Annotated in this window: 22 protein-coding genes and 1 pseudogene; 13 read left to right on the top strand and 10 right to left on the bottom strand. The window is 68.5% G+C overall.

Annotated elements, in window-relative coordinates; genetic code table 11:
• A pseudogene (locus tag ACFXN1_RS24940) lies at positions 1-208 on the top strand (hypothetical protein); the annotation flags it as partial.
• Positions 209-318: 110 nt separating this feature from the next.
• On the opposite strand, the gene ACFXN1_RS24935 reads toward ACFXN1_RS24940, so the two are convergent.
• Positions 319-825: a MarR family winged helix-turn-helix transcriptional regulator gene (locus tag ACFXN1_RS24935; protein ID WP_379439240.1), complete on the bottom strand. Its 507-nt coding sequence runs from the start codon at positions 823-825 to the stop codon at positions 319-321.
• A gap of 71 nt (positions 826-896) precedes the next feature.
• Here ACFXN1_RS24935 and ACFXN1_RS24930 point away from each other — a divergent pair, with 71 nt between their 5' ends.
• From ACFXN1_RS24930 to ACFXN1_RS24915, 4 genes are all read left to right on the top strand, one after another.
• Positions 897-1,394, top strand: coding sequence for a cupin domain-containing protein (locus ACFXN1_RS24930; RefSeq protein ID WP_379439238.1), 498 nt, complete (start codon positions 897-899; stop codon positions 1,392-1,394).
• 344 nt (positions 1,395-1,738) lie between these two features.
• A complete protein-coding gene (locus tag ACFXN1_RS24925) occupies positions 1,739-2,155 on the top strand; it encodes an acyl-CoA thioesterase (RefSeq protein ID WP_379439237.1) in 417 nt (138 codons plus the stop codon).
• Between the two features lie 192 nt (positions 2,156-2,347).
• Complete coding sequence (locus tag ACFXN1_RS24920) at positions 2,348-2,812, top strand: hypothetical protein (RefSeq protein WP_379439235.1); 465 nt, start codon at positions 2,348-2,350, stop codon at positions 2,810-2,812.
• An 11-nt stretch (positions 2,813-2,823) separates the two neighbouring features.
• Complete coding sequence (locus ACFXN1_RS24915; RefSeq protein ID WP_379439234.1) at positions 2,824-3,783, top strand: hypothetical protein; 960 nt, start codon at positions 2,824-2,826, stop codon at positions 3,781-3,783.
• 157 nt (positions 3,784-3,940) lie between these two features.
• On the opposite strand, the gene ACFXN1_RS24910 is transcribed toward ACFXN1_RS24915, so the two are convergent.
• Positions 3,941-4,186: a helix-turn-helix domain-containing protein gene (locus ACFXN1_RS24910; protein WP_379395817.1), complete on the bottom strand. Its 246-nt coding sequence runs from the start codon at positions 4,184-4,186 to the stop codon at positions 3,941-3,943.
• Between the two features lie 130 nt (positions 4,187-4,316).
• Positions 4,317-5,948 (bottom strand): ABC-F family ATP-binding cassette domain-containing protein, encoded by a 1,632-nt coding sequence (locus ACFXN1_RS24905; RefSeq protein ID WP_354845378.1) that lies wholly within the window; start codon positions 5,946-5,948, stop codon positions 4,317-4,319.
• A 481-nt stretch (positions 5,949-6,429) separates the two neighbouring features.
• Here ACFXN1_RS24905 and ACFXN1_RS24900 point away from each other — a divergent pair, with 481 nt between their 5' ends.
• The 3 genes from ACFXN1_RS24900 (at position 6,430) to ACFXN1_RS24890 (ending at position 9,265) form a co-directional block, all read left to right on the top strand.
• A complete protein-coding gene (locus ACFXN1_RS24900) occupies positions 6,430-6,810 on the top strand; it encodes a hypothetical protein (RefSeq protein ID WP_379439232.1) in 381 nt (126 codons plus the stop codon).
• A 290-nt stretch (positions 6,811-7,100) separates the two neighbouring features.
• Entirely contained in the window at positions 7,101-7,727 is a 627-nt protein-coding gene (locus tag ACFXN1_RS24895; RefSeq protein ID WP_379439230.1) for a hypothetical protein, read from the top strand.
• A complete protein-coding gene (locus ACFXN1_RS24890; RefSeq protein WP_379439228.1) occupies positions 7,727-9,265 on the top strand; it encodes a hypothetical protein in 1,539 nt (512 codons plus the stop codon). Before ACFXN1_RS24895 ends, ACFXN1_RS24890 begins: the two co-directional genes overlap by 1 nt.
• A 111-nt stretch (positions 9,266-9,376) precedes the next feature.
• Here the strand turns inward: ACFXN1_RS24890 and ACFXN1_RS24885 are convergent, their stop codons facing one another.
• Positions 9,377-10,681, bottom strand: coding sequence for a carotenoid oxygenase family protein (locus ACFXN1_RS24885; RefSeq protein WP_379439226.1), 1,305 nt, complete (start codon positions 10,679-10,681; stop codon positions 9,377-9,379).
• Between the two features lie 120 nt (positions 10,682-10,801).
• Between ACFXN1_RS24885 and ACFXN1_RS24880 the strand changes: the two genes are divergently transcribed.
• The gene (locus ACFXN1_RS24880; protein ID WP_379388318.1) at positions 10,802-11,326 is read left to right on the top strand and encodes a PadR family transcriptional regulator; all 525 of its coding nucleotides are present in this window, start codon (positions 10,802-10,804) and stop codon (positions 11,324-11,326) included.
• Between the two features lie 10 nt (positions 11,327-11,336).
• Here the strand turns inward: ACFXN1_RS24880 and ACFXN1_RS24875 are convergent, their stop codons facing one another.
• Together ACFXN1_RS24875 and ACFXN1_RS24870 are read right to left on the bottom strand one after the other, a co-directional pair.
• A complete protein-coding gene (locus ACFXN1_RS24875) occupies positions 11,337-12,362 on the bottom strand; it encodes an alpha/beta hydrolase (protein ID WP_379439225.1) in 1,026 nt (341 codons plus the stop codon).
• A 213-nt stretch (positions 12,363-12,575) separates the two neighbouring features.
• Positions 12,576-12,983, bottom strand: coding sequence for a hypothetical protein (locus ACFXN1_RS24870; RefSeq protein WP_379439224.1), 408 nt, complete (start codon positions 12,981-12,983; stop codon positions 12,576-12,578).
• 267 nt (positions 12,984-13,250) lie between these two features.
• On the opposite strand from ACFXN1_RS24870, the gene ACFXN1_RS24865 reads away from it, so the two are divergent.
• Positions 13,251-14,669: an amidase gene (locus ACFXN1_RS24865; RefSeq protein WP_379439222.1), complete on the top strand. Its 1,419-nt coding sequence runs from the start codon at positions 13,251-13,253 to the stop codon at positions 14,667-14,669.
• A gap of 95 nt (positions 14,670-14,764) precedes the next feature.
• Here ACFXN1_RS24865 and ACFXN1_RS24860 read toward each other — a convergent pair whose 3' ends face one another.
• From ACFXN1_RS24860 to ACFXN1_RS24850, 3 genes are all read right to left on the bottom strand, one after another.
• A complete protein-coding gene (locus tag ACFXN1_RS24860) occupies positions 14,765-15,994 on the bottom strand; it encodes a cytochrome P450 (RefSeq protein WP_379439221.1) in 1,230 nt (409 codons plus the stop codon).
• 10 nt (positions 15,995-16,004) lie between these two features.
• Positions 16,005-17,180 carry a cytochrome P450 gene (locus tag ACFXN1_RS24855; protein WP_379439219.1) on the bottom strand — a complete coding sequence of 392 codons (1,176 nt, stop codon included), beginning with the start codon at positions 17,178-17,180 and terminating at the stop codon, positions 16,005-16,007.
• A gap of 217 nt (positions 17,181-17,397) precedes the next feature.
• Complete coding sequence (locus ACFXN1_RS24850; protein ID WP_379439218.1) at positions 17,398-18,900, bottom strand: serine/threonine-protein kinase; 1,503 nt, start codon at positions 18,898-18,900, stop codon at positions 17,398-17,400.
• Between the two features lie 250 nt (positions 18,901-19,150).
• On the opposite strand from ACFXN1_RS24850, the gene ACFXN1_RS24845 reads away from it, so the two are divergent.
• Positions 19,151-19,597 (top strand): hypothetical protein, encoded by a 447-nt coding sequence (locus ACFXN1_RS24845; protein ID WP_379395841.1) that lies wholly within the window; start codon positions 19,151-19,153, stop codon positions 19,595-19,597.
• Positions 19,598-19,644: 47 nt separating this feature from the next.
• On the opposite strand, the gene ACFXN1_RS24840 is transcribed toward ACFXN1_RS24845, so the two are convergent.
• Positions 19,645-20,364, bottom strand: coding sequence for a FadR/GntR family transcriptional regulator (locus ACFXN1_RS24840; RefSeq protein WP_379439217.1), 720 nt, complete (start codon positions 20,362-20,364; stop codon positions 19,645-19,647).
• 141 nt (positions 20,365-20,505) lie between these two features.
• On the opposite strand from ACFXN1_RS24840, the gene ACFXN1_RS24835 reads away from it, so the two are divergent.
• Both ACFXN1_RS24835 and ACFXN1_RS24830 read left to right on the top strand, forming a co-directional pair.
• On the top strand, positions 20,506-21,915 hold the full coding sequence (locus tag ACFXN1_RS24835) for a GntP family permease (RefSeq protein WP_379439215.1): 1,410 nt from the start codon (positions 20,506-20,508) through the stop codon (positions 21,913-21,915).
• An 8-nt stretch (positions 21,916-21,923) separates the two neighbouring features.
• The gene (locus ACFXN1_RS24830; protein ID WP_379439214.1) at positions 21,924-22,460 is read left to right on the top strand and encodes a gluconokinase; all 537 of its coding nucleotides are present in this window, start codon (positions 21,924-21,926) and stop codon (positions 22,458-22,460) included.
• The last annotated feature ends 42 nt before the right edge of the window (positions 22,461-22,502 follow it).

The following is a 22,502-nucleotide window of genomic DNA, read 5'->3' as shown; positions in this document are numbered from 1 at the left end:
GCGCCAGGCCGCCGGGCACCTCGCCGGGGACGAGGCCGAGTTGCGCGCCGGGCTGCTCGGCGCGCTCACCATCGGCGTCGTGATCGGGCGCCATCTGCTGCACCTGGACGGACTGAGTGACGCACCGCCGGAACGGATCACCGCGCTGCTGCGCGCCGCGTTCCACGACATCGCCCACGGCCGCGCCCAGCCCGATCCCCTCGCCTGATCAGTCGCTCGCGGGGCGCGTCCCGCATCGCGGGCTGAGCACCGGTTATGCGCAACGCGATTGAAACGATTCCCGGAGGGTGCAGCCCTCGGCCCGCGCCGGCGCCCGGGTCAGCCCTCGCGTTCGAGCTCGGTCAGCAGGCGCCGGGTGATGCGATCGAGGGACGCGCGCTCCTGGTCGGAAAGCGCGGAGAGGATCCGGGTTTCGTTCTCGAAATGCTCGGTGACGACGATGTCGATGAGGTGCAGCCCGCGATCGGTGAGCGCGACCTTGATCGCGCGCCGGTCGCCCGGGTCGGCGATCCGCCGGACCAGTCCCGCCTTCTCGAGCCGGTCCAGCCGGCCGGTCATGCCTGCTCGCGACATCATGAGGGTGTCCGCGAGGCCGGAGGGGTTGAGCTCGTAGGGCTCCCCCGAACGTCGCAGTGTCGCAAGCACATCGAACTCGCCGCGCTGCAATCCGTGTGCCGTGAACACGGATTCGATCCGCTCGGTCGCCACCACGGTGAGCCGGCCCAGCCGCCCGATGATGGCCATGGCCTCGCCGTCCAGGTCCGGCCGCTCCCGCCGCCACTGCTCCTGGATCACGTCCACGACGTCGGTCTTCTTCTCAACCATGGACACCACTCTATTCGATGGCATATAGTTCGGTAGCGAATTATCTCCCACCGAATCACATGGAGTTCGACATGACCACCGCTTCCCGCCCCGCCGCCATCCGCCAGCCGCAGGACGCCGAGATCATCGGCGGCGAGCCCGTCTCGGTGCGGCTGCTCATCGACTCCGACGAGGCGGGCGGGTCGGTGAGCACCGTCGAGGTCACCATGACCCGCGGCGCCGACGGCGCGATGCCGCACTACCACACCCTCTCCGACGAGCTGTTCTACGTGGCCGACGGCGAACTGCAGGTCCTGGCCGGGGACAAGATCGTCACCGTCGGCGCGGGCGGCGCGATCGTCGTCCCCAAGTTCATGCCGCACGCCTTCGGCGCGGCCCCCGACAGCCCGGCCCGCATCCTCATCGCCCTCATGCCCGGCGTCGAACGCCACGGCTACTTCCGCTTCCTCGAGCGGCTCGCCCATGGCGAGGCCACCCCGGCCGATATCGAGGCCGCCCAGCAGGAATACGACAACCACTTCATCGACGCACCGCAGTGGTGGGCCGAGCGCAACGCCAACCGCGCCTGACCCCGCGCCCACCCTCGCGGACCCGCGATACCGTGAAACCTGCGCTGCCGCAGGGGAATCCGCCGAACCGCATCGGTGATCGCGTGATTCCCGCGGCGGGTCGTGCGGCACACCGGCTACACCGGTCGGTTCCCGTTGCACCGCCGCGATCCCGAGCGCGCAATTCAGGGCACGATGACCGATCCGCCGGTCACGCACCGGCACCGAGAGCGGCACGGCAATCTGCCGCTATACGCGAGAACGCCGTCCTGACTCCCCAGTAGCCCGGTGGTCGCCGGCGGGGGTGTGCCACAGACCACCGAAAACGCGGAATGATCATTGCCGCGAGCCGGGTTGGTACGTTCATGGCGTTCTCTGTCCCCATCACCGTCCGCGGGTACGAGCTCGATATCAATGGGCACCTGAATCAGGCCGTCTATCTGCAGTACGCCGAGCACGCGCGCTGGGAGCTACTGCGGGCGGGCGGGCTGCCGGGCGAGAAGATGGTGGCCGCGGGAATCGGGCCGGTGGTGCTCGAACAGACGGTCAAGTACCTGCGCGAATTGCATCTGGGCGATGAGGTCGCGGTGAGCTGCGAATTCGAATGGACCGGCGGCAAGATCTTCCGGATGCGCCAGCAGATTGTGAAACTCGACGGCACGGTGTCGGCGGAGATCGATGTCGTCTCCGGCATTCTCGATCTCGCCGCCCGCAAACTGGTTGCGGATCCCGGTGCGACCCTGCGGGCGGTGGCCGACTCGCCGGACATCCTCGGTCTCTGATCGGACGCCGACCACACCGGCCGGTCCGGGTTTTTCTGCGAAAATCTTTCGGCGGGAGCGGTTTCCGAAAACCGGCCAGAGTTTGCCGGAGTAGCTGAAATCTTTCGTTGCGGACCGAATTCGGTGCCCAGCGGGATATGATTCAGATCACGCTCGGCCCCGCAGCAAATCCCGAGCAGATCGGAGTTCAGCATGACCGGCGCCCTGCACCGAACGGGATCGGCGATCCTCGCCAGCACCTCGCCTCCGCTACCGGGCTATCTTGTCGCAGCCACCGAGCGAAGTATCAGCGTGCGTGTCGGCGACGGCACCACCTGGACCTTCCATCGGACCGATGTCCTCGACATCGCCCGGTGGGATGCTGCGACGGCGCAGGGCAGCTGCGAGGGCCGCCCGGTGCTGGTGCGCGTACGGTCCGGCGCCACTGCCGATTTCACGCGGCGCCGGCGCGTCGAGGTCACCGATCGTCCCCTCACCCTGTCGCCGGACCACAGTCCCGCGCGGGGCGACGACGAACTGCGCGAGCTCACCGAAATCTGGGCCCGCGGACTGGATCTCACCACTCGTCCCGGTGCCGGCGGGGCCACCATGACCTGCTGCCAGACCCGGTCGCACCTCGGCAGCGACGACGGCATCGCCTGCGACAGCCTGGACTGACGGAAGCGCGCATGGCCGCCCCCACCATGGGATCGGTGCTCATCGTCACCGAGGCCGAGGACCTCCACGGCGACGCCCTCGCCGCCACCCTGCGCAAACACCACGGGCACAACCCGATTCGCCTCGATATGCGCGACTTCCCCCGCGAGAACGGCACTTTCCGACTCGGCGGGGACGGCTCCTACCGCAGCCTGTCGCACATCTTCGGGCTGGACGACGTCACCTCGGTGTGGTGGCGCCGGCCCCACCCCTGCGCTGTACCGGCCGGTCTGTCCGAGGAGGACGATACCTACCGCCGCGCCGAATGCGACGGTTTCCTCCAGGGACTGCTGTGGTCGATCCCGGCCCTGTGGGTCAACGACCCCGGGGCCGACCGCACCGCGAGCCGCAAGGTCGTGCAGCTGGAGACGGCCCACCGCGCCGGCTTCGCGGTCCCGGAAACCCTCATCACCAATGATCCCGACGAGGCGCGCGCCTTCATCGAATCCCGGCCCGGGTCAGTGGTTTACAAGCGCACCGGCACCGGGCGCGGCGCGTTCACCGAGACCCGGCTGTTCACCCCGGCGGATTTCGACCGGCTGGCAACGATCCGCAACTCCCCCACCATCTTTCAGGACTACATCCAGGCCGAGAGCGATCTGCGCATCGTCTGGGTGGACGGCATCGAGTGGGTGGTGCGCATCGACTCGCAATCCGGTGTGGGACGGGTGGATTCGCGCCTGGACACGTCGGTGGCCTTCACCGCCGACCGCCTGCCCGCCTCGGTGAGCAAATCGCTCACCACGCTGATGGGCGCGCTGGGACTGGCCTTCGGCGTGCTAGACCTGCGGGTGGGTCTCGACGGCGAGTTCTACTTCCTGGAGGTGAACCCCCAGGGGCAGTTCGCCTATCTCGAAATCAAGACCGGTCTGCCGATTTTCCAGAGCCTCGCAAACCTACTGGTTCTCGGCGACGGGACCGTGATCCCCTAGCGGCCGCAGGCCATCGCGCTTCCTCGAACATCGCGGCGAATCGTCGAACATCGCACCGTATCGCCCGAATTCGCGGCTGGTCGTCCTGAATCGCAAGTCGTCGACCGGCTTTCGCCGGTCGAGAACCCGCAATCCACTCCCGGAAAAGGGAAAGACGCTACTTGCCGGCCTTGGCGGCCTTGCGGCGGTTCGCACCGCCCCGGCTGCGGAGTTGCGCATGCGACTCCACGAGCACGTTGTGGATGAAGCCGTACGACCGCCCGGTCTCCCGGGCCAGGGACCGGATACTGGCTCCGGCCTCGTACTGCTTCTTCAACTGGGATTGCAGGCGATCGCGGGATTTCCCGGTGACGCGCGTGCCTTTACCCAATACGGCTTTACCCTGTGCGGGCCTGTCACTCATGGCTTCCTCCGAGTCGCCGTGGGCGCCTCATTCCAGGTTAGAGACTCGGATGCCTGTGATCAACGAAACGCTGTGATGTGAGTCACCGATTTTTGGCGACCACGCGTTTTTCCGTGTGGGAGGCGCATTCTCACGCCAGCTGGATCAGTTCCAGGTAGTCCTGCGACCAGTGATCCTCGGTGCCGTCGGGGAGCATGATGACCCGCTCGGGGTTGAGCGCCTCGGCCGCACCCGGGTCGTGGGTCACCAGTACGACCGCACCCGCGTAACTGCGCAGTGCGTCGAGCACCTGTTCACGCGAGACGGGGTCCAGGTTGTTCGTAGGTTCGTCCAGCAGAAGGACATTCGCGGCCGAGGAGACCAGACCGGCCAGTGCCAGGCGGGTCTTCTCACCGCCGGACAGGGTGCCGGCGGGCTGCTCCAGCTGCGGGCCGGAGAACATGAACGCGCCGAGCAGCCCGCGCAGATCCTGTTCGCCCGCATCGGGTGCGGCGTGGCGGATGTTCTCCCAGACCGTGGCCTGATCGTCCAGAGTGTCGTGCTCCTGGGCGAAATATCCGACTTTCAAGCCGCGTCCGGGCTCGATCTGCCCGGCGGTCAGGGTCTCCACCCCGGCCAGCAGCCGGAGCATGGTGGTCTTACCCGCACCGTTGAGGCCGAGGATCACGACCCGGCTGCCCTTGTCGATGGCCAGGTTCACGCCGGTGAAGATCTCCAGCGACCCGTAGAGCTTGGTCAGGTTCGTGGCCATCAGTGGCGTCTTGCCGCAGGGAGCCGGTTCGGGGAACTTGATACGCGCGACCTTGTCGGCCACCCGGATCTCGTCGGCCTCGGCCAGCATGCGCTCGGCGCGCTTGACCATCTGGTGTGCCGCAGCGGCTTTCGTGGCCTTCGCGCCGAGCTTGGCGGCCTGCTGCTTGAGCGCGGACGCCTTCTTCTCGGCATTCGCGCGCTCGCGGACACGGCGCTGCTCGTCGGTGGCGCGGGCGTCGAGGTACTTCTTCCAGCCCATGTTGTAGATGTCGGCCTCGCCGCGCACGGCATCGAGGAACCACACCTTGTTGACCACGTCGCCGAGCAGGTCGACATCGTGGGAGATGACGATGAGGCCGCCGTCGTGGTTCTGCAGGAAGCTGCGCAGCCAGGTGATGGAGTCGGCGTCGAGGTGGTTGGTGGGCTCGTCCAGCAGCAGCGTGGTGTCGGACTTGCCGCCACTGCCGTCGGAGGCGCTGAACAGGATGCGCGCCAATTCGATTCGGCGGCGCTGACCGCCGGAGAGGGTGCGCAGCTGCTGGTTCAGCACCCGGTCGGGCAGGCCCAGGCTGTGGCAGATGCGGGCGGCCTCGCTCTCGGCCACGTAGCCGCCGAGGGCGGAGAAGCGCTCCTCGAGCCGGCCGTACTTGCGGATGGCCTTCTCACGTTCGGCGTCGTCGGCGACCTCGGCCATGAGCGCCTGCTGCTTCTCCATATCGCGCAGCAGGGCGTCGAGCCCGCGCGCCGACAGCACGCGATCCTTGGCGAGCACATCGAGGTTGCCCTCGCGCGGATCCTGGGGCAGATAGCCGATTTCGCCGGAACGGATGACCTTGCCCGCGTAGGGTTCACCCTCACCGGCGAGAATGCGCAGGGTGGTGGTCTTCCCGGCACCATTGCGCCCCACCAGCCCGATCCGATCCCCGGCCTGCACCCGCAGCGCCGACCCCGGCGCAGTCAGCAGGGTGCGGACTCCGGCCCGGACCTCCAGGTCGGTCGCGGTGATCACAAGCTTCTCCTCGGGTACAGCGGATGCCGGTAGTTAACTGAACGAGTGTGCGCCATCGCGGCACACAAGAACCACCGATTTTACCGGGGCCACCTCCCTGGGACCGAATCGAGCACATCCCTCGCTACCGCAGACCGGGAACCGGGTAACGGCGGTCACACTCCCAGAGCCGGTCGGCGCGCGGCGGGCAACCCCGGCGAGGGCCGCTCGCGAGGCGTATCGCCGGTGGGTCGGCGGGGTGCGCACCGCCGTGGCGAATAGGGAACGACACGCATTCCAATCGACGATGAATTGGGATGACGGCGGGTCGGATTGCCGCCCGGCACCGATACTCACCCGGTACATATTTGGATTCAACGTGGGCTTGGGAGCGCAGCCATCGACTCTATTCGATTCAGCTCATGTGAGTCTCTCGCGACTCGGAAAGTCTGAACGTTAGAGTTGCATTCTAATTAGCGAGTCGCGTAATCGAACTGGACGGGTGGCAATTTCCGCGCGGCGCGCACACCCGAATTCCACTCTGGTCGACAGGATCAACAATGAACGACTTTCCGCAGGGTGCCGGGCCGTGGCAGGGGCCCGATGGCACCTGGCATCCACCCCAGTCCACGCGTTCTCGACACAGGGGGCTAACGACCAACAGTTCCTGCGCGATGCCGCGGCCGCCAAGGTCATTTCGAACGACCCGAATGTGAAGGCGGACGTGAATCTCCAGGACGCGAACAAAGCCGACGAAGCCAATGATCCCTATCAGGAAGCGCTGGACGAATCCACCACCACCGGAATTCACCTCTCGCACGACGACACGGCCAAATTGGTCGGCCTGGCAATAGAGCACGTCTGCCCGACAGCAGGAAAATAATCCGGACACACCGGCCGGTACTTGAATGCTGCGATCTCGGTAGCCGAAGGTGACGGCCGGATCGTCACCGATCCCCCGCCACATCGGGATGGTGTCGCTTCCGGTCTCGGCCGCCCCGACCGCGACCGGGAACGCGACGGCGACCTGTTCCGGATCCACCAGGCCCGTGGTCAGGCTGACGACGAATCCAGACCGATCCCTAAACCGGCAGTTCTGGCTTACATGTTGACATTTCACGGTGATTTGTCACACACTCGCCAGGCTCAACGGTGATGAGGAGGGGTTCGGCGATGACCGATCACGCGCGGGCCGCGCTCGAGCTGTTGCGGGACAGCAGCCAGTTCAAGTGGTACGTGATTCCGCTGCTGCTGGTCGTCATCTACGTCTATGCGACCGAGGTCGAACGACGGAACTGGAATGTGCTGTTCGCGGGGCTGGCCCTGTGGGGCATGGACTGGTTCAACGAGATCTGGAACTCGCTGGTCTTCCACGCCACCGGGCGGGCGCCGGTGTGGGGCGCGACGGGGCCGACCGCCTATCAGATCCTCATCGGCCTCAATATCGAGATCTGCTTCATGTTCGCCATCATGGGTGTGGCCGCGGCGAAGATGCTGCCGCCCAGGGAGGTTCGCATCCTGGGCCTGCCCAACCGGCCGGTCCTCATCGCGGCGAACTCCGCGGCCGCGGTCGGCGTGGAGGTGCTGCTGAACAAGGCGGGTGTGCTGACCTGGGATTGGTCCTGGTGGCACGCGGGCTTCCCGTACCTCATCTGGCTGTTCGGATACGTGCCGTTCTTCATCGCCTGCTTCTATGTCCACGACCTGAAGACGGTACGGGCGAAAGTCATTGCCGTGGGCGCGATTCTGGGGATCGACGCCCTCGCCCTGATCGTGTTCGGCTCCCTCGGGTGGTTGTGATGCCCGAACCCGCAGTGCGGCGCGGCGTGCTCGCCGCGGCCGCCGGACTCGCGCTCGCGGTGGCGGCGCCCCCGCAGATCGCGTCCGCCGAACCGCCCGCGTGCACGCTGCTCGGCACCGTCGGCACGCCCGAACTGGGCGCGGACGAGTCCACGGCCGGACTCGACGCATTCCCGGCGGCCGCCGTCCCGTTACCGGATCAGGTCTTCCTGCGGACCACCGCGGAAACGTTCAACCGCCGCTGGTCCTTCGCCGTGCGCGACGGGTCCGTCTACGTGAAACAGGCGGCCGCGCAGGGCGGTTGGCGCACGCTGCCGCTGCCCGGGTGCATGGCGGGCCGGATCGCCGGCGTCTCGGCGGACGACGACGAACTCATGGCCATCGACGTCGACGGCCGCTTCTTCACCATGGACCACATCCTCAGCGCACCCGCGGACTGGAACTGGAGCAGCCGCTACGGCACACCGCTGTGGACCGGCCCGGGCAACACCCTGCCGCCGGGCACGATCGCCTGGACCTGGTCGGTGCTGTCGCCCAACGAGGATCACCTCTGGCGCGACACCGCCGGCAATGATCACAATGTCGGCGGCGCGAAGGTGTCGCACGTCTTCGCGCTCACCGACGACGGCCACCGCATCCACTACGTGGACCCGTGGCTGCCGCTGGACCACAGCTACGAGATGTCCACGCCCGACCAGGGCCGCTTCCGCGCGGTGGCGCTGTCCACCAGCGGATCGACCACGCTGGTCGTGGATCGGTTCGGCAATCTCTACACGCGGCTCTACGATTTCGACATCTCCGGCGCGGACAAGGTGTTCTTCCGCTACTCCTACGAGGATCAGTGGGGACGGCCCGCGGCGCCCGACATGCTCGGTGAGCGGATCGACGATCACTACGCGGCGATCCAGCTACCCGCACCGGACTGGCTGCGGCAGCCCAGGATTCCCGGTCGGATCACCGATCGGGTTTCCGTCCACAAGACCGGAATCGGTTCCGACGCACGCGAATTGCGTGTCGAAGGCGTCGACGGCGGGCGCACCGGCTATTGGGTGAAGGAACTCGCCGCCGACCGGTGGGATTTCGTACCCACCGACCTTCCGCTGGCAGGCCGTCTGCTGGACAACACCGGCACCGGCCACCCGGCCGATGACACCGTGGCGGCATCGCCGCACACCTATGCGGGCCGGACCGCGTCGGGCGTGGCCGTGCGGATCGAGTCCTTCGATGTCGCGGTCTCCCCCACCCCGCTGCGCCTGGACTTCGCCGACGGCAGCCACCTCGACCTGACCTTGCATACCGTGGACGGACTCCGCCAGACGGTCCAGGCGTCCGGAATCACCGATCAGCCCAGAAGTTTCGACGGCACCGTGGAGATCCCCGCCGACACCCTCGCGACACTCCCGGATCAGCCGGCACCGGTCCGCGAGTTCCTCCAGACCGCCCTCGCGGGACGCCGTTTCACCGATACGCCGGTCCGCGTCACCACGAACGAGTTCCGCATCGACGGGCTCGGACTGACGCTGTCGCGCACCCCCTGAATCCCCGTGGTGTGAAGGCCGACTCGCCCGCGATGACGCTGCCGAGGCATGGGCAGATCCAGAAAGGCATGCGGGAAGCCACGATCGGTAGCGGCCGCCTACTCGAGCGTCTCAGTGGTCGGGCAGCCAGTTGCCGTGGAAGCCGTACGGGATCCGGCGGGGCAGGTGGATGGTGGCCACCGGTGCGGCTGCCAGGTCGGTGGCGTCGAGGATGACGAGGTCGCTGCGGTCCTCGGCGGAGTCGTAGACGTAGGACATGAGATAGCCTGCGCCGCCCGGGGTTTCGTCGGCGGGGGCGAAGGATGCCTCGGCGGGGAGGCGGCCGGGGCCGAAGGTGTGGGCGATGCTCGAGCCGGTGTGGAGGTCGTAGCGCAGCAGCGCGCCGACGCCGCCGTCGGAGACCGAGACGTGGCCGTGGCGGGCGTTCAGGCCCGCGAGGCGGTCGTCGATGCGCGGGAATTCGGCGATGCGGTCGTCGAGTTGGTCCTCGCGGACCGCCCCGGTGGCGAGGTCGATGGTCCAGCGCCACAGTGTCGCGCCCTCGTCGAAGTCGCGGGAGTCGGAGCGCCACATGCTCCGATAGCGCATGGCGTGCAGCACGATCCGGCCGTCTTCCTCGTGCGCGTTGAGGGTGTGGAAGACGTAGCAGGGTTCGATGGCGAACCAGCGCACCTCACCGTGCGGGTCGTCGCGGCGCAGTACTCCGAGGCGGGCCTGGTAGTCGTCGTTCCACCGGAACGGCATGCCGGCACCGGTCATGGCGGTCTGCAGGTCGAAAACCACCGGCAGATCCATGAATACGACATGGTTCGCGGTGAGCGCGAAGTCGTGGTGCATGGTCGCGGCCGGGACGTCGATCTGGCGGCTGAGCTCGAGCGTGCCGGCCGCGTCGGCGCGGTGATAGGTCAGGTAGGGCTCGAAGAAGTCGTAGCCGAAGAAGTGCAGCTCCCCCGTGACCGGGCAGGTCTTCGGGTGCGCGGTCATGGCGGTGGTGAGCTTGCCGTCGAAATCGTGCGGTCCCAGAGTGTCCAGATCGCAGGTCAATTCGTAGGGAAACGAGGATTCGACGAGCGCGAACGTGCGTCCGGCGTGCCGGATGACGTGTGTATTCGCCACGCCCGCAGTGAAATCCCGCCGGCCCTGCTCGTCGATGCCCCGGGCGCCGTCGGTGAAGGTGCTGGTGCGCACCCACCGATTGCGATAGGACACCGCGCGCCCGCCTTCGATCCGCACGCCGTGCACCATGCCGTCGCCGAGGAACCAGTGTTTGGAGGCCGCCGCGTGCGGGTTGGGCCCGTTGCGCAGGTACCAGCCGGTGAGTTCCTCGGGAATCGTTCCGGTGCAGGGTAGGTCGTGGGTGGTGAGCTCGTCGGCGACGGGCGCGTAGTTGCCGGTGAGGTGGGGAGGTGTGGTCATGTTCGATACCTGCCTGCCGGAGGAGCCGGGCTCCTCGACGTCGCGACATTCCAATTCTGACATGTCCAAGCCTGAGCCTCCATACTCGACATGTCAATACTGGAATGTAAGGTAGGGGGCATGAGTCTCCGGTACGCCCTGCTCGGGCTGCTGTCCGATGGTCCCGCCAGCGGCTACGACCTGCTGCGGACCTTCAAGCACTCGCTGGCCAATGTCTGGCCCGCGACACAGAGCCAGATCTACACCGAGCTCACCAAACTCGCCGACACCGGATTCATCGCCGTCAGCGACGAAGGACCGCGCGGCCGCAAGGAATACACCATCACCGACGCCGGGCTCGACGACCTCCGCACCTGGCTCACCACCACTCGGCCGAAACAGGTGACGCGCAATGACACGTTATTGCGCGTGTTCTTCCTCGGCATCCTGCCGCCCGAACAGGCCCGCGCCTACCTGGCCGGCATCGCGGAACGCGCCGAACACGCCCACGCCGAACTGGGCGAACTCGAGCAGAACATCGACTGGACCGACAGTAACCTGTCGCATTACGGCCACCTCGCGCTCGAATACGGCGCCCGGGCCACCGCCATGAACAGGGACTGGGCCCGATGGGCGCTGGAACAACTACCGCCGGAACAGGATTGACCGGCTCGCGCTACAACCCGAGCCCGTGGGCCAGCACCGGCCAGGAGGCGGGCAGCTCGTCGTCCCAGTAACCCCAGGAGTGTGTGCCGTAGGGGTGCAGTTCCACGGTGGCCGGGATGCCCAGATCCGCGAGCCGGTCGGCCATGGCGTGCGTGCACTGGTCGACGGCGGCCTCGAGAATGCCGCCCACCAGGATCTGATTCGCGAGACTGTCTCCGGCACCGGCGAAGTGGCGGTCCCCCGCCTTGTCGTGCGGCCCGGGCATGCCATTGCCGCTGGACAGGTACAGGTCGAGCCCGCGCAGTGCCTCGGCGTGCAGGTAGGGATCGTTGGCCGCCCACATCGGGTCACCGGACGGGCCGTACATATTGCCGGCGTCGCCGCCGCCGAACCCGACCGTGATCCGGACATACATCTCGCCCACCGGATCGGCGATCCGCGCGCAGCCGCTGAACGCCGCCACCGAGCGGTACAGGCCGGGTTTGGCGATCGGCAACTGCAGGACCGACGTCCCCGACATCGATACTCCGACAAGACCGTTCACGCCACTGGTGCCCAGCGCGGCATCGATGAGCGGGGGCAGCTCCTCGGTGAGGTAGGTCGTCCACTTCATGACGCCCAGCCGCGGATCCGGCTGCCGCCAATCGGCGTAATAGGACGCCGCGCCGCCGATGGGCTGCACGACATTGACGTCCTTGTCGGCCAGGAAGTCGAAGGCATTGGTGCGGCGATCCCAGGAGGCCGCGCCCTTGCCGCCGCTGCCGCCGCTGAGCATGTAGAGCACCGGTCGGGGCGCGGACCGGTCGGCGGGCAACTGCACATCCACCGGAAAGTCGAGGTTCATGGCGGCGGAGTGCACGGTGAGTTCCAGGTGCCGATCGTCGACGCGCCGGATGCCGACAATGGCCGAACCGTCCGGCGCCCCCGGCGCGGTCCCCGGACCGGCGGGCGTCATCACATCCGGTTGGGCGCGCGCCGCGGGATCGAAGGGGGTCGAGGACAGCGAGACGAGCCCCGCCGCAGCCATTACTGCCATGCTGCAAATCATCGAGCGGTATCGCACGTCCGGGGTCCTGGTTCTCGCGTGCCGCCGGCGCGCTTGACCTGGCGACTGTTCTGCTCCGACGGCGACGGCCGTCCGCGGCCCGACGGGATGCTCATCGGGCGCGCGGCGGCGAGTCTGGCAGCCGCTTTCTAACGGCAGGTTTCCGAATGTTGTCGGGCAGAAAACAGCTTGCGCACCGAAGGCTCAGCCGAGGGTGAGCAACCTCGCAGTCCCGGAGACGACGGTCTGGCTCTGATCGACCAGCGCGACCCGGACCTGCACGGGGGCGCCCGATACCAGCGGCGTCTCCCCCGCCACCGGGGCGAGCGCGATGGTCGCGGCGTGCTGGGAGCCGTCGCAGGTGAACGAGTCCTGCTCGCCGGTGGCGGCCGGCCGGTCCGCGTTCGGATCGCCGACCATGGCCAGGATGCCGGCGACGCCCGCGGACGCCTCGCACATGTAGTCGATGCCGATCGACGAGGCTCCCGCCGACTCGACCGTGATGGAGTTGGCGGCCAGCGCGGGCGCCGCGGCGAGCAGCACCCCCGCGCCCAGGGCCGCGACGACAGCCGCGGTGACGGACGAGCGGTGACGGTTCCGAATGATGACCATGTTTTCGTTCCTCCTGTGTGACGGATCTGGATCGCTGAACACACGTGGAAAGACGCCCGGCCAGTATCGCGCCGAAGCTCCAGCGTCCAACCGGCGGCCCCCGGGAAGCGGGGGGAACCGCACCGCGCGGCGAGTCCCGCATCCACCCCGCAACCACGCGGCAGCCATCGAGCCGGGCATCCGGGTGCACGACAGGGGTCGAGGATTCGGGCTGCGAGCGTCACTATGAGAGCCGAGGCAATCGCATCCGGATCATGAGGAGCGCCGGTGGATTCCGACATCTGTTACGCGTCCGCGCGGGAGTTGGCCGGCTGGCTGCGCGCCCGCCAGGTCTCGGCCGTCGAGGTGGTGCGCGCCCACCTGGATCGGATCGAGCGGATCAATCCCAAGGTCAATGCCATCGTCACCCTGGTCGGCGAGCAGGCGCTCGACGCCGCCCGCGCCGCCGACGAGCGGGTGGCCGCCGGGGCCGAACCGGGTCCCCTGCACGGAATTCCGATGGCGCACAAGGACACCCACGACACCGCGGGCATCCGCACCACCTACGGCAGCCCGCTGCTGGCGCAGCAGATCCCCGAGCGCGACGAGCTGCTGATCGAGCGGCTGCACGCGGCCGGGGTCATCACGGTGGGCAAGACCAATGTGCCGGAGTTCGGGGCCGGCTCGCACACCGTGAATCCGATCTTCGGCGCCACCCGCAATCCCTACGATCTCGGCAAGTCGGCGGGTGGCAGCAGCGGCGGCGCCGCGGCCGCGCTGGCGTGCGGTCTGCAGCCGCTGGCCGACGGCAGCGATATGGGCGGGTCGCTGCGCAATCCGGCATCGTTCTGCAATGTGGTGGGCTTCCGACCATCGCCGGGCCGCGTGCCGACCTGGCCGGATCCCTACGCGTGGGGAACGCTGACGGTGCAGGGACCGATGGCGCGCACGGTGGCCGATGCGGCGCTGCTGCTGTCGGTGCTGGCGGGCCCGGATCCGCGCAGTCCCATCGCGATCACCGAACCCGGCTCGATCTTCACCGGATCCCTGGACCGGGATCTGCGCGGACTGCGGGTGGCGTGGTCGCCGGATCTGGGCGGCGCGGTGCCGGTCGATCGGGCGGTGCGGGACGTGCTCGAACCCGCGGTCCGGGTGTTCTCCGAACTCGGTGCGGTCGTGACCGAGGACTGCCCGGATCTGTCGGGGGCAGAACAGGTCTTCCGGACGCTGCGCGCGTGGCTGTTCGCGCTGGCGCTGGAACCGCTACTGGCGCACCGGGATCTGGTCAAGCCGTCGCTGGTGTGGAACATCGAGCAGGGGCTGGCGCTGAGCGGGCGCGACATCGCCGACGCCGAAGTGCTGCACACGATGCTGTTCCATCGGATGCGGGAGTTCTTCGAACGCTATGACGTACTGCTGCTGCCGGTGAGCCAGGTACCGCCGTTCGATGTGGCGCTCGAGTATCCGGACACGGTGGACGGCGAGCCGATGTACACCTATCTGGATTGGATGCGGTCGGCGTATTTCATCAGTGCCACCGGATGTCCGGCCCTGTCGGTGCCCGCCGGATTCACCACCGCGTGGCTGCCGGTGGGCTTGCAGATCGTCGGACCGCATCGTGCCGACCGCCTGGTTCTGGAGGTCGGGCACGCCTTCGAGCAGGCCACCGGATTCGGCACCGTACGGCCGCCCATCGCCGGAGGCTGATTCACTCTCGAAGCCCGAGGCGGAGCCACTGTCGAGCGCCGCCGCGGAGCCGGGTTCGCGGGCCGGGCGCGAACCCGGCCCGCGAACGGTCGTGTCTACTCGCCGTCCAGCCGCACCGGCAGGCTGGTGTGCCCGTTGGAGATGAAGCTGCCCAGCGGGGTCAATTCCGTTGCGTCCGTGGCCAGCCGGAGGTTCGGGAAGCGCTCGAACAGGGCGGGCAGCGCGATGGCGGCCTCCAGCCGGGCCAGCGGGGCGCCCAGGCAGTGGTGGGCGCCGTGGCCGAAGGCGACGTGCTGGTCCTTGGTGTCGCGGTGGATGTCGAAGCTGTCGGCGGTCGCACCGTGGATCCGCGGGTCGCGGCTGGCGCCGGCGTAGGAGGCCAGGATGGCCTCGCCCTTGGGGATGGTGAAGCCGTCGATCTCGATGTCCTCCACCGCGTATCGCAGCGGCAGGTGCGCCACCGGCGACTGGAACCGCAGGGTCTCCTCGATGACGTCGTTCCACGACGCCTGCTCGGCGACGACCGCGGCCAGCTGCTCCGGGTGGGTGAGCAGGGCGACGATGGCCTGGTCGAGCAGGTTCACGGTGGTCTCGTGCCCGGCATTGATGACGAGCATGAGGGTTTCGACGAGTTCCTTGTCGGCCAGTTGCGAGCCGTCCTCGTCGTCGCGGGCGGCGATCATGGCGCTGGTGATGTCGTCGCCCGGGTTGTCGCGGCGGTAGGCGACGAGTTCGCCCACGCGCTCGTACATTTCGAGGAAGTTGGCCATGGACTCCTCGGCGGACAGGGACCCGTCGAAGAAGCCGTCGACGCACTTGTGGATGGCGGCGTCGAGGTGCTCGGGCACCCCCATGAGGCCGCTGATAACGCGGATCGGCACCGGGTAGGCGTAGAGCGAGCGCAGGTCGGCGACCGAGCCCGCCGGGAGCGCGGCCAGCTCGTCGAGCAGCTCGGCGACAATGGCCTCGATGCGTTCGCCCATGGCGGTGGTGCGGCGGTGGGTGAAGGCCGGGGACACCAGCTTTCGCAGCCGGCGGTGGTCGGCGCCGTAGGCGGTGAACATGTTCTCCACGGCCACCCAGGGCAGCAGCGGCCAGGCCTCGGTGATCTCGCCGTTGATGAACGCGGACCAGTGCTGGCGCGGATCCTTGGAGACGCGGGCATCGGCCAGCAGGGTCTTGAGCACGGCCTGGTCGGTGACCGACCACGCCGTCACGCCGCCGGGCAGCTCGACCAGCGTGACGGGGCCCTGCTCGCGGATCCGGGCGGATTCGCCCTGGATGTCGGTGCCGGTGACATCCAGCACGATCGGGCTCTGGGACATGGAGCGCTCCTTACACCGCGCGCAGCGCGGGACTGATCGGGAATTCGACCGGCAGTGCCACCATGGCGCGGTGGAACGGGCCGGGCCGCCAGGAGATGTCGTGTTTCGGGACGGCCAGCGTCAGGTCCGGCACCGCGTCCAGCAACTGGTCGATGGCGGTCTGCGCGACCAGGTAGGCCACCGATCGGGCCGGGCAGGCGTGCGGGCCCGCGCTCCAGGCCAGGTGCGACCGGTTGCCGGTGCGGTCGCCGCCCGCGATCTCGGGATCGTTGTTGCAGGCGGCGAGGCTGATCAGGACCGGCTGATGGGCGGGCAGCCAGGTGGTGTCGATGAGGATGGGCTGACGCGGGTAGCTGATGGAGAAGTTGGCCATCGGCGGGTCGTTGAAGAGCACCTCGTCGAGTGCGTCGCGGGTGGATAGGCTGCCGCCCAGCATGTCACCGCCGAAACGGTCGTCGGTGAGCATGAGCAGCAGGGTGTTACTGATCAGGTTCTGCATGGGCTCGAGGCCCGCGCCGTAGAAGCTGACCAGCTGGTACAGCATCTCCTCGTCGTTCAGCGCGGCCGAGTGGTGGGCCATGCGCGAGGTGACGTCGTCGCCGGGCTCGGCGCGGCGCATGGCGATGAGCTCCATGAGCGCCTCGGCCAGGGTCTGCATGCCCCACGCGGCATTGACGGTGTCGAACAGCGCGGCCATGCCGGTGGCCACCCGCTGGCCGATATCCGCTGAGCAGCCGACCAATTGGTTGAGCACCTCGAACACCAGCGGCAGCGCGTACTGCGACACCAGGTCCGCGCCGCCCTCGGCGGCCAGGCCCGCGATGAGCCGGCCCGCGATCTCCTCGACCGTGTAATGCACGGCGTGCAGGTCGATCCCGTCGATACCGGCGGTGTAGGCCTGCCGGTAGCGGGTGTGCTCGGCGCCCGCGTTGCGCAGCGCGTTGGGGTACCACTGCATCATCGGCCGGATGGGCGAATCCTCGGGGATGCCCTCCTGCCAGACCCGCGGATCGGCCGGAAAGTGCTCGGGATCATTGAGGATTCGCAGCGCTGTCCGATAGCTCACCACCAGCGTCGCGGGCACCCCGGGCGCGAGCTCGATGGGCACCATGGAGCCGTGCCGTCGGCGCATCTCGCGATAGGCGCGATGCGGATCGGCCGCGAATTCCGGTGTTCCCAACAGCATCGGGGGCTCTGCCACGCCGACGGGCGACCCGCCACGTACCGGGCATCCCCCAGCTCCCGAGACCACGCCCCACGATCCTGTCGACTCCAAGTCCGAAACTCCCTACCGACGAACGACTTTCACCGGACCCACCGGGTCGTCCCCGTCGAGTCAACGCTTCGAACCCTAGCAGCCTCGCAGCACACCCACCCCCTTTGTGAAACGGCAACCGCCGGTCCTACTCCTCGACAATCGAGGTGATGAGCGTGCGGCTGCCGACGGTACGGGTGGTGACGGTCTGGGTGAAGACGTCCTGGAGTTCGCCGGGACGCTGCTGGGCGACCTTCACCGCCCAGTGGTCGTCGTCGGCGGCGGCGATCCGGCTGACCTGCACGCAGTAGCGGGTGCCGATGGGCAGCGAGTCGATGCCGCTCTGGATCTTGGCCGCGTCCGCGACATTCGCCGCGTTCTCGGCCACGAATTCCCGTGCGACGCTGCCGGAGCGGAGCACGTAGTAGGCGTACTCGAAGGCGAGGACAGCGTCGGGGCCGCTGGCGATACCGCCCGGATCGGTGCCGGTCACCCCGTCGGGGGTGCGGCGGGACTGGCACCCGTCGGCGGCCGCGCCCGCGCCCGCGGAGGTGGTGATCGAGGTGGGGACGACGCTCGTGCTGCGGCGGGTGGGTACTGCCGCCGTGGAGCTGGTCGGGGCCCCGGCCGCACTGTGCGGGCCGGAGTCGGCGAGCGTAGTCAGGATTCCGACGGCGGCGGCCGCCGCTCCGGCCAGCAGCGCCACGGCCAGGAACACCAGCAGGGTGCGCGAGCGGGTCCACTGGCGCGACGATGGAATCGCCTTGTGGCTGTGCGTCTCCCGAGGCGGCGGCGCCGGTGTCCGAGGCCGCGCGCCCTCGATCGCCGCGCTCACCGCGACCGACAGCTCGGTGCAGGTGGCGAATCGGGCCCGGGGATTCTTCGCCATCGCCCGGGCCAGCACCGGATCCAGGGCGGCGGGCAGCGCCGGATTCCGTTCCCGCACCGAGGGCACCGGGGCCCGCACGTGCTGGTAGATCAGCCGCGGCAGATCCGTGTCGGCAAACGGCGGTGCACCGGTGAGCATTTCGAACAGCGTGCAGCCGAGGGAGTAGATGTCGGCGCGGCGGTCGACCCGGGCCTCGCCGCTGAAACGCTCCGGCGCGGTGTACTGGAAACTGGCCACCACCTCACCGTTCTCGGTGATGCCGCGCACCTCGTGCCGGGACTCGGCGATGCCGAAATCGGTGAGCAGCGCCCACTCTCGCGGCTGGGCGGTCAGCAGCACATTGGCGGGTTTGACGTCGCGGTGCAGCACGCCCGCCTCGTGGGCGTAGTCCAGCGCGCGCGCCAGGTCGGCGGTGATGGCGGCGGCGCGGGCGGGCTCCAGGGGCCCGTCGAGCAGTTCGGCGGCCAGATCGGAGCCGTCGACGTAGGCCATGGCCAGCCACAGCCGGCCCTGTTCCTCGCCGCGGGCGTAGATGGTGACGATGTTCGGATGCGACAGCCGGGCAATGATGTTCGCCTCCCGCAGGAAACGCTGCCGGGTCTCGTCGTCATCGCTGGCCACGCGATTGAGCAGCTTCAATGCGACGAACCTGGGTAGGTCCCGATCGTGGGCCAGATATACCTCACCCATCCCACCGGCACCGAGTAGTCGCTCGACCCGATATCCGGCGAAGACCACGCCGGTTCGGAGCTGCTCAGCCAACCAAATCCTCCCGATCCACGTGCACCGCAGACAATACCGGGCACCCGGGGCCGAGTCCGCCGCCCGCCCCAACCGGTTCCGCGGCCCGGCATCGGGCACGAAATGGGGGTAAACGGGGTGTGCGGATTGGATACGCTGGAGGGGAACGGCTTCCGCGCGCAACGAGGCGGGTCGTCGGGGGTCGTCTCGGGCCGGATGGCGGGAGCCGGGCTGTGCGGTCGTGGAATTCGGCCGGCCGGAAGGACATCCGATGATGAGGACTGTACGGATGCTGGCGGGGGTGATCGCGGCCGCCGGGCTCGCGTTGGGCGTCGGAGGGGTGGGCGCGGCCCCGGCGCAGGCGGATTGGCTGCCGCAGTGGGCGCCGTTCGGCACCACGGTGTTCACCTTCGGGGACGCGAATTTCTGTGCGGGGCAGATCGCGGTGGGTCTCGAGGCCGCGCACGGCATGCCCGGCCATGTGACCGCGCACGTGACACCGCTGGGGTATCTGGGTGGGCCGTGCGGTAATCACATCGTGCTGGGCTGGCTGGGGTCCGCGGGCGGCGGCTCGCGGGATGTCCATGTCCGCACCGGTGCTGGTCCGGGTGAGACCCAGACGGTCGACCTGTGGGTCGGGATGGGACTGGCCAAGCTGGTCGCCAACAGCTGGCCGCTGCAGGGCCCGTGGGCGGAGTGGTATCTGATCGTGCCCTGAGCGAGCGCTGTGTGCCCTGAGCGAGCGCTGTGTGCCTGACCGCAGCGCTATTCGGGCGTCGCCGGCCGCAGACAGGCGATCGCGGTGGCGGATTCGGACACGATCTCGCGCATGGCGGATTCGGCGCCGGGGCCGTCACCGGACTGGATCGCCGCGGCGACGGCGGCGTGCAGCTGCAGGGCCTGCGGATTGGCCTGCACCGGCATGAGCTCGTGTTCGGTTCTGCCGGTGAGGACTTCGCGAATGATCGGGGCGAAGACCTGCAGCAGTGGATTGCCGGACGCGGCCAGCAGGGTGGCGTGGAAGGCGATGTCGTGGTCGAGATAGGCGGCGGTGTTGGCGGCACGGGCCGTGGCCGACATGCCCATCACCGCCGCGGTCAGGGCCGCGCACTGCTCCGGCGTCGCGTGCGCGGCGGCCCCGCGGGCGGCCAGTGGTTCGATGCCGGAACGGAGTTCGGCCAGCCAGGCCAGCTGGGCGAAGCGGTGGGGGCCGGCGAGCTGCCAGCGGATCAGCTTGGGGTCCAGCGCCTGCCAGTGCGCGGGGTCGAGGACGGTGATGCCCGCACGCCGCCGGATGCTGACCATGCCCAGGGATTCCAGCACGCGCACGACCTCCCGGGCGACGGTGCGGGAGACGTCGAAGCGGGTGGCGATCTCATCGGAGGAGATGCGCGTGCCGGGCACGATGCCGCCGGAGGCGATGTCGGAGCCGAGCCGATCCAGCACCGATTCGTGCAGGGGCAAGGACTCGGCTCGGTCGACCATGGCTTCAGTGTCACACATCCGAGGCATATCTATCGGCATCCATAGGGGAATACGTAGTACTTATTCGTGGTACGGCTTGATATAGTCCTCCATATTAGGCTCTGTGCCCTGGATCACTCCACCTCGACTCGAAGAAGCGTCATGCCCAACCTCGAATCCCTCGCTGTCGCGAACCTGGCCGACGCGGCCACCCGGCACACCGGCAGCGCCCAGCTCATCACCGCGGCCGTGCTCGGTGTCGCGCTCATCGTCGGTCTCATCACCTGGCTGAAAATGCATCCGTTCCTGGCGCTGGCCATCGGCGCGGTCGCGGTCGGGCTCGTCGCCCGGCTGGGCGCGGCCGACACCGTGGCCTCCTTCGTCAAGGGCTTCGGCTCGACCATGGGCAGCGTCGGCATCCTGATCGGCTTCGGCGCCATGTTCGGCAAGCTGCTCGCCGATTCCGGCGGCGCAGATCAGGTGGTCGACACCCTGGTGAACCGGGCCGGGCCGCGGGCGCTGCCGTGGGTGATGGGCCTGGTGGGCGCAATCATCGGCCTGCCCATGTTCTTCGAGATCGGCGTGGTGCTGCTGATGCCGGTCATCCTGCTGGTCGCCAACCGGTCGCGACTACCCCTGATGGCGGTGGCGATTCCGGCGCTGGCGGGCCTGTCGGCCATGCACGGGCTGGTGCCGCCGCACCCGGGTCCGCTGGTCGCGGTGGCGGCGCTCAAGGCCGATCTCGGACTGACGCTGGGCCTGGGTGTGCTGGTGGCGGTGCCGACGGTGATCATCGCGGGTCCGCTGTTCGGCAAGCTGGCCGCGCGCTGGGTGAATGTGCCGGTGCCGGAACTGTTCTCGACCGGTGAGCCCGCCGGGCGGCCCGCCGCGGAGAAGGGGCCGCGGCCGAGTTTCGCAGCCACGCTGGCCACCATCCTGCTGCCGGTCGTGCTGATGCTGGGCAGCGCGGTCTTCGACGTGGTCTCGCCGAAGTCCGGGTCCCAGGTGAAGAAGGTCCTGGATGTGCTCGGCACCCCGGTCGTCGCGCTGGGTATCGCGCTGATCGTGGGCATGATCGTGCTCGGCCGTGGCGGCCGCATGACGCGGGACGCCCTGGCGGACACCATGAACAGCGCGCTGCCGCCGGTCGCGGGCATTCTGCTGATCGTCGGCGCGGGTGGCGGCTTCAAACAGGTGCTGGTCGACACCGGCATCGCCGGCACCATTGCCGACGCGATTCGCGACAGCAGCCTGCCGGTGCTGCTGCTGGCCTGGTTCGTGGCCGCGCTGATCCGGGTCGCCACCGGGTCGGCCACCGTCGCGACGGTGACGGCGTCGGGCATTCTCGCTCCGGTCGCGGCCGGGCTCAGCACCTCCCACGTGTCGCTCATGGTGCTGGCGATCGGCTCGGGCTCGCTGTTCCTGTCGCACGTCAATGACGCCGGGTTCTGGATGGTCAAGGAGTATCTGCGCCTGGACGTCGTGCAGACGCTGAAGTCGTGGAGCCTGATGGAATGCGTGATCTCACTGGCCGGGCTGGCGGGCGTGCTCGCCCTGAGCGCGGTCGTCTAGGAGGAGCGATGGCAACCCCCGCACGACCACAGATCGTGGTGCTCATGGGCGTCTCCGGATCCGGGAAATCCACGGTCGCGGGCATGCTGGTCAGCAGCCTGGGCTGGGATCTCCTGGAGGGCGACGACCTGCACCCGCCCGCCAATATCGCCAAGATGGCGGCGGGCCACGCGCTCACCGACGCCGATCGGGAGCCGTGGCTGGAGGCCATCGCGGCCTGGATGTCCGACGAGTTCACGGCGGGCCGCTCGGCGGTCGTGACCTGCTCGGCCTTGAAGCGCTCCTACCGGGACGTGCTGCGCCGCAGCCTCGTCGGGCACCCCGGCGCGGTGCTGACCTTCCTGCATCTCACGGGATCCCGGGACGAGTTGCAGCGCCGCCTCACCGCGCGCATGGACCATTTCATGCCGCCGGGCCTGCTCGATTCCCAGCTCGGCACCCTGGAGGCGCCGGGTCCCGACGAGCATATTCTCAGCATCGAAATCGGCCCTCCCCCACACGAAGTCGCCGCCGCGGCACTGGCCGCCATCCACGCTCACAGCTGACACCAAGCTTCAGCTCAGCTTCAGGCTGCCTCTCTACGATCA

Source organism: Nocardia sp. NPDC059154 (genome assembly GCF_042755705.1).
GTDB lineage: Bacteria > Actinomycetota > Actinomycetes > Mycobacteriales > Mycobacteriaceae > Nocardia.
Note: the sequence above shows the minus strand (reverse complement) of the source record. Positions and strands in the feature narration are given on the sequence as shown.

Coding starts and splice junctions, on each gene's coding strand:
- ACFXN1_RS24915 (WP_379439234.1), top strand. CDS start 2,824: ATGGCCGCCCCCACCATGGGATCGGTGCTCATCGTCACCGAGGCCGAG.
- ACFXN1_RS24840 (WP_379439217.1), bottom strand. CDS start 20,364: ATGGTCGACCGAGCCGAGTCCTTGCCCCTGCACGAATCGGTGCTGGAT.
- ACFXN1_RS24855 (WP_379439219.1), bottom strand. CDS start 17,180: ATGCTGTTGGGAACACCGGAATTCGCGGCCGATCCGCATCGCGCCTAT.
- ACFXN1_RS24845 (WP_379395841.1), top strand. CDS start 19,151: ATGATGAGGACTGTACGGATGCTGGCGGGGGTGATCGCGGCCGCCGGG.
- ACFXN1_RS24870 (WP_379439224.1), bottom strand. CDS start 12,983: ATGGTCATCATTCGGAACCGTCACCGCTCGTCCGTCACCGCGGCTGTC.
- ACFXN1_RS24835 (WP_379439215.1), top strand. CDS start 20,506: ATGCCCAACCTCGAATCCCTCGCTGTCGCGAACCTGGCCGACGCGGCC.
- ACFXN1_RS24910 (WP_379395817.1), bottom strand. CDS start 4,186: ATGAGTGACAGGCCCGCACAGGGTAAAGCCGTATTGGGTAAAGGCACG.
- ACFXN1_RS24875 (WP_379439225.1), bottom strand. CDS start 12,362: ATGGCAGTAATGGCTGCGGCGGGGCTCGTCTCGCTGTCCTCGACCCCC.
- ACFXN1_RS24880 (WP_379388318.1), top strand. CDS start 10,802: ATGAGTCTCCGGTACGCCCTGCTCGGGCTGCTGTCCGATGGTCCCGCC.
- ACFXN1_RS24860 (WP_379439221.1), bottom strand. CDS start 15,994: ATGTCCCAGAGCCCGATCGTGCTGGATGTCACCGGCACCGACATCCAG.
- ACFXN1_RS24935 (WP_379439240.1), bottom strand. CDS start 825: ATGGTTGAGAAGAAGACCGACGTCGTGGACGTGATCCAGGAGCAGTGG.
- ACFXN1_RS24830 (WP_379439214.1), top strand. CDS start 21,924: ATGGCAACCCCCGCACGACCACAGATCGTGGTGCTCATGGGCGTCTCC.
- ACFXN1_RS24885 (WP_379439226.1), bottom strand. CDS start 10,681: ATGACCACACCTCCCCACCTCACCGGCAACTACGCGCCCGTCGCCGAC.
- ACFXN1_RS24920 (WP_379439235.1), top strand. CDS start 2,348: ATGACCGGCGCCCTGCACCGAACGGGATCGGCGATCCTCGCCAGCACC.
- ACFXN1_RS24890 (WP_379439228.1), top strand. CDS start 7,727: ATGCCCGAACCCGCAGTGCGGCGCGGCGTGCTCGCCGCGGCCGCCGGA.
- ACFXN1_RS24930 (WP_379439238.1), top strand. CDS start 897: ATGACCACCGCTTCCCGCCCCGCCGCCATCCGCCAGCCGCAGGACGCC.
- ACFXN1_RS24925 (WP_379439237.1), top strand. CDS start 1,739: ATGGCGTTCTCTGTCCCCATCACCGTCCGCGGGTACGAGCTCGATATC.
- ACFXN1_RS24895 (WP_379439230.1), top strand. CDS start 7,101: ATGACCGATCACGCGCGGGCCGCGCTCGAGCTGTTGCGGGACAGCAGC.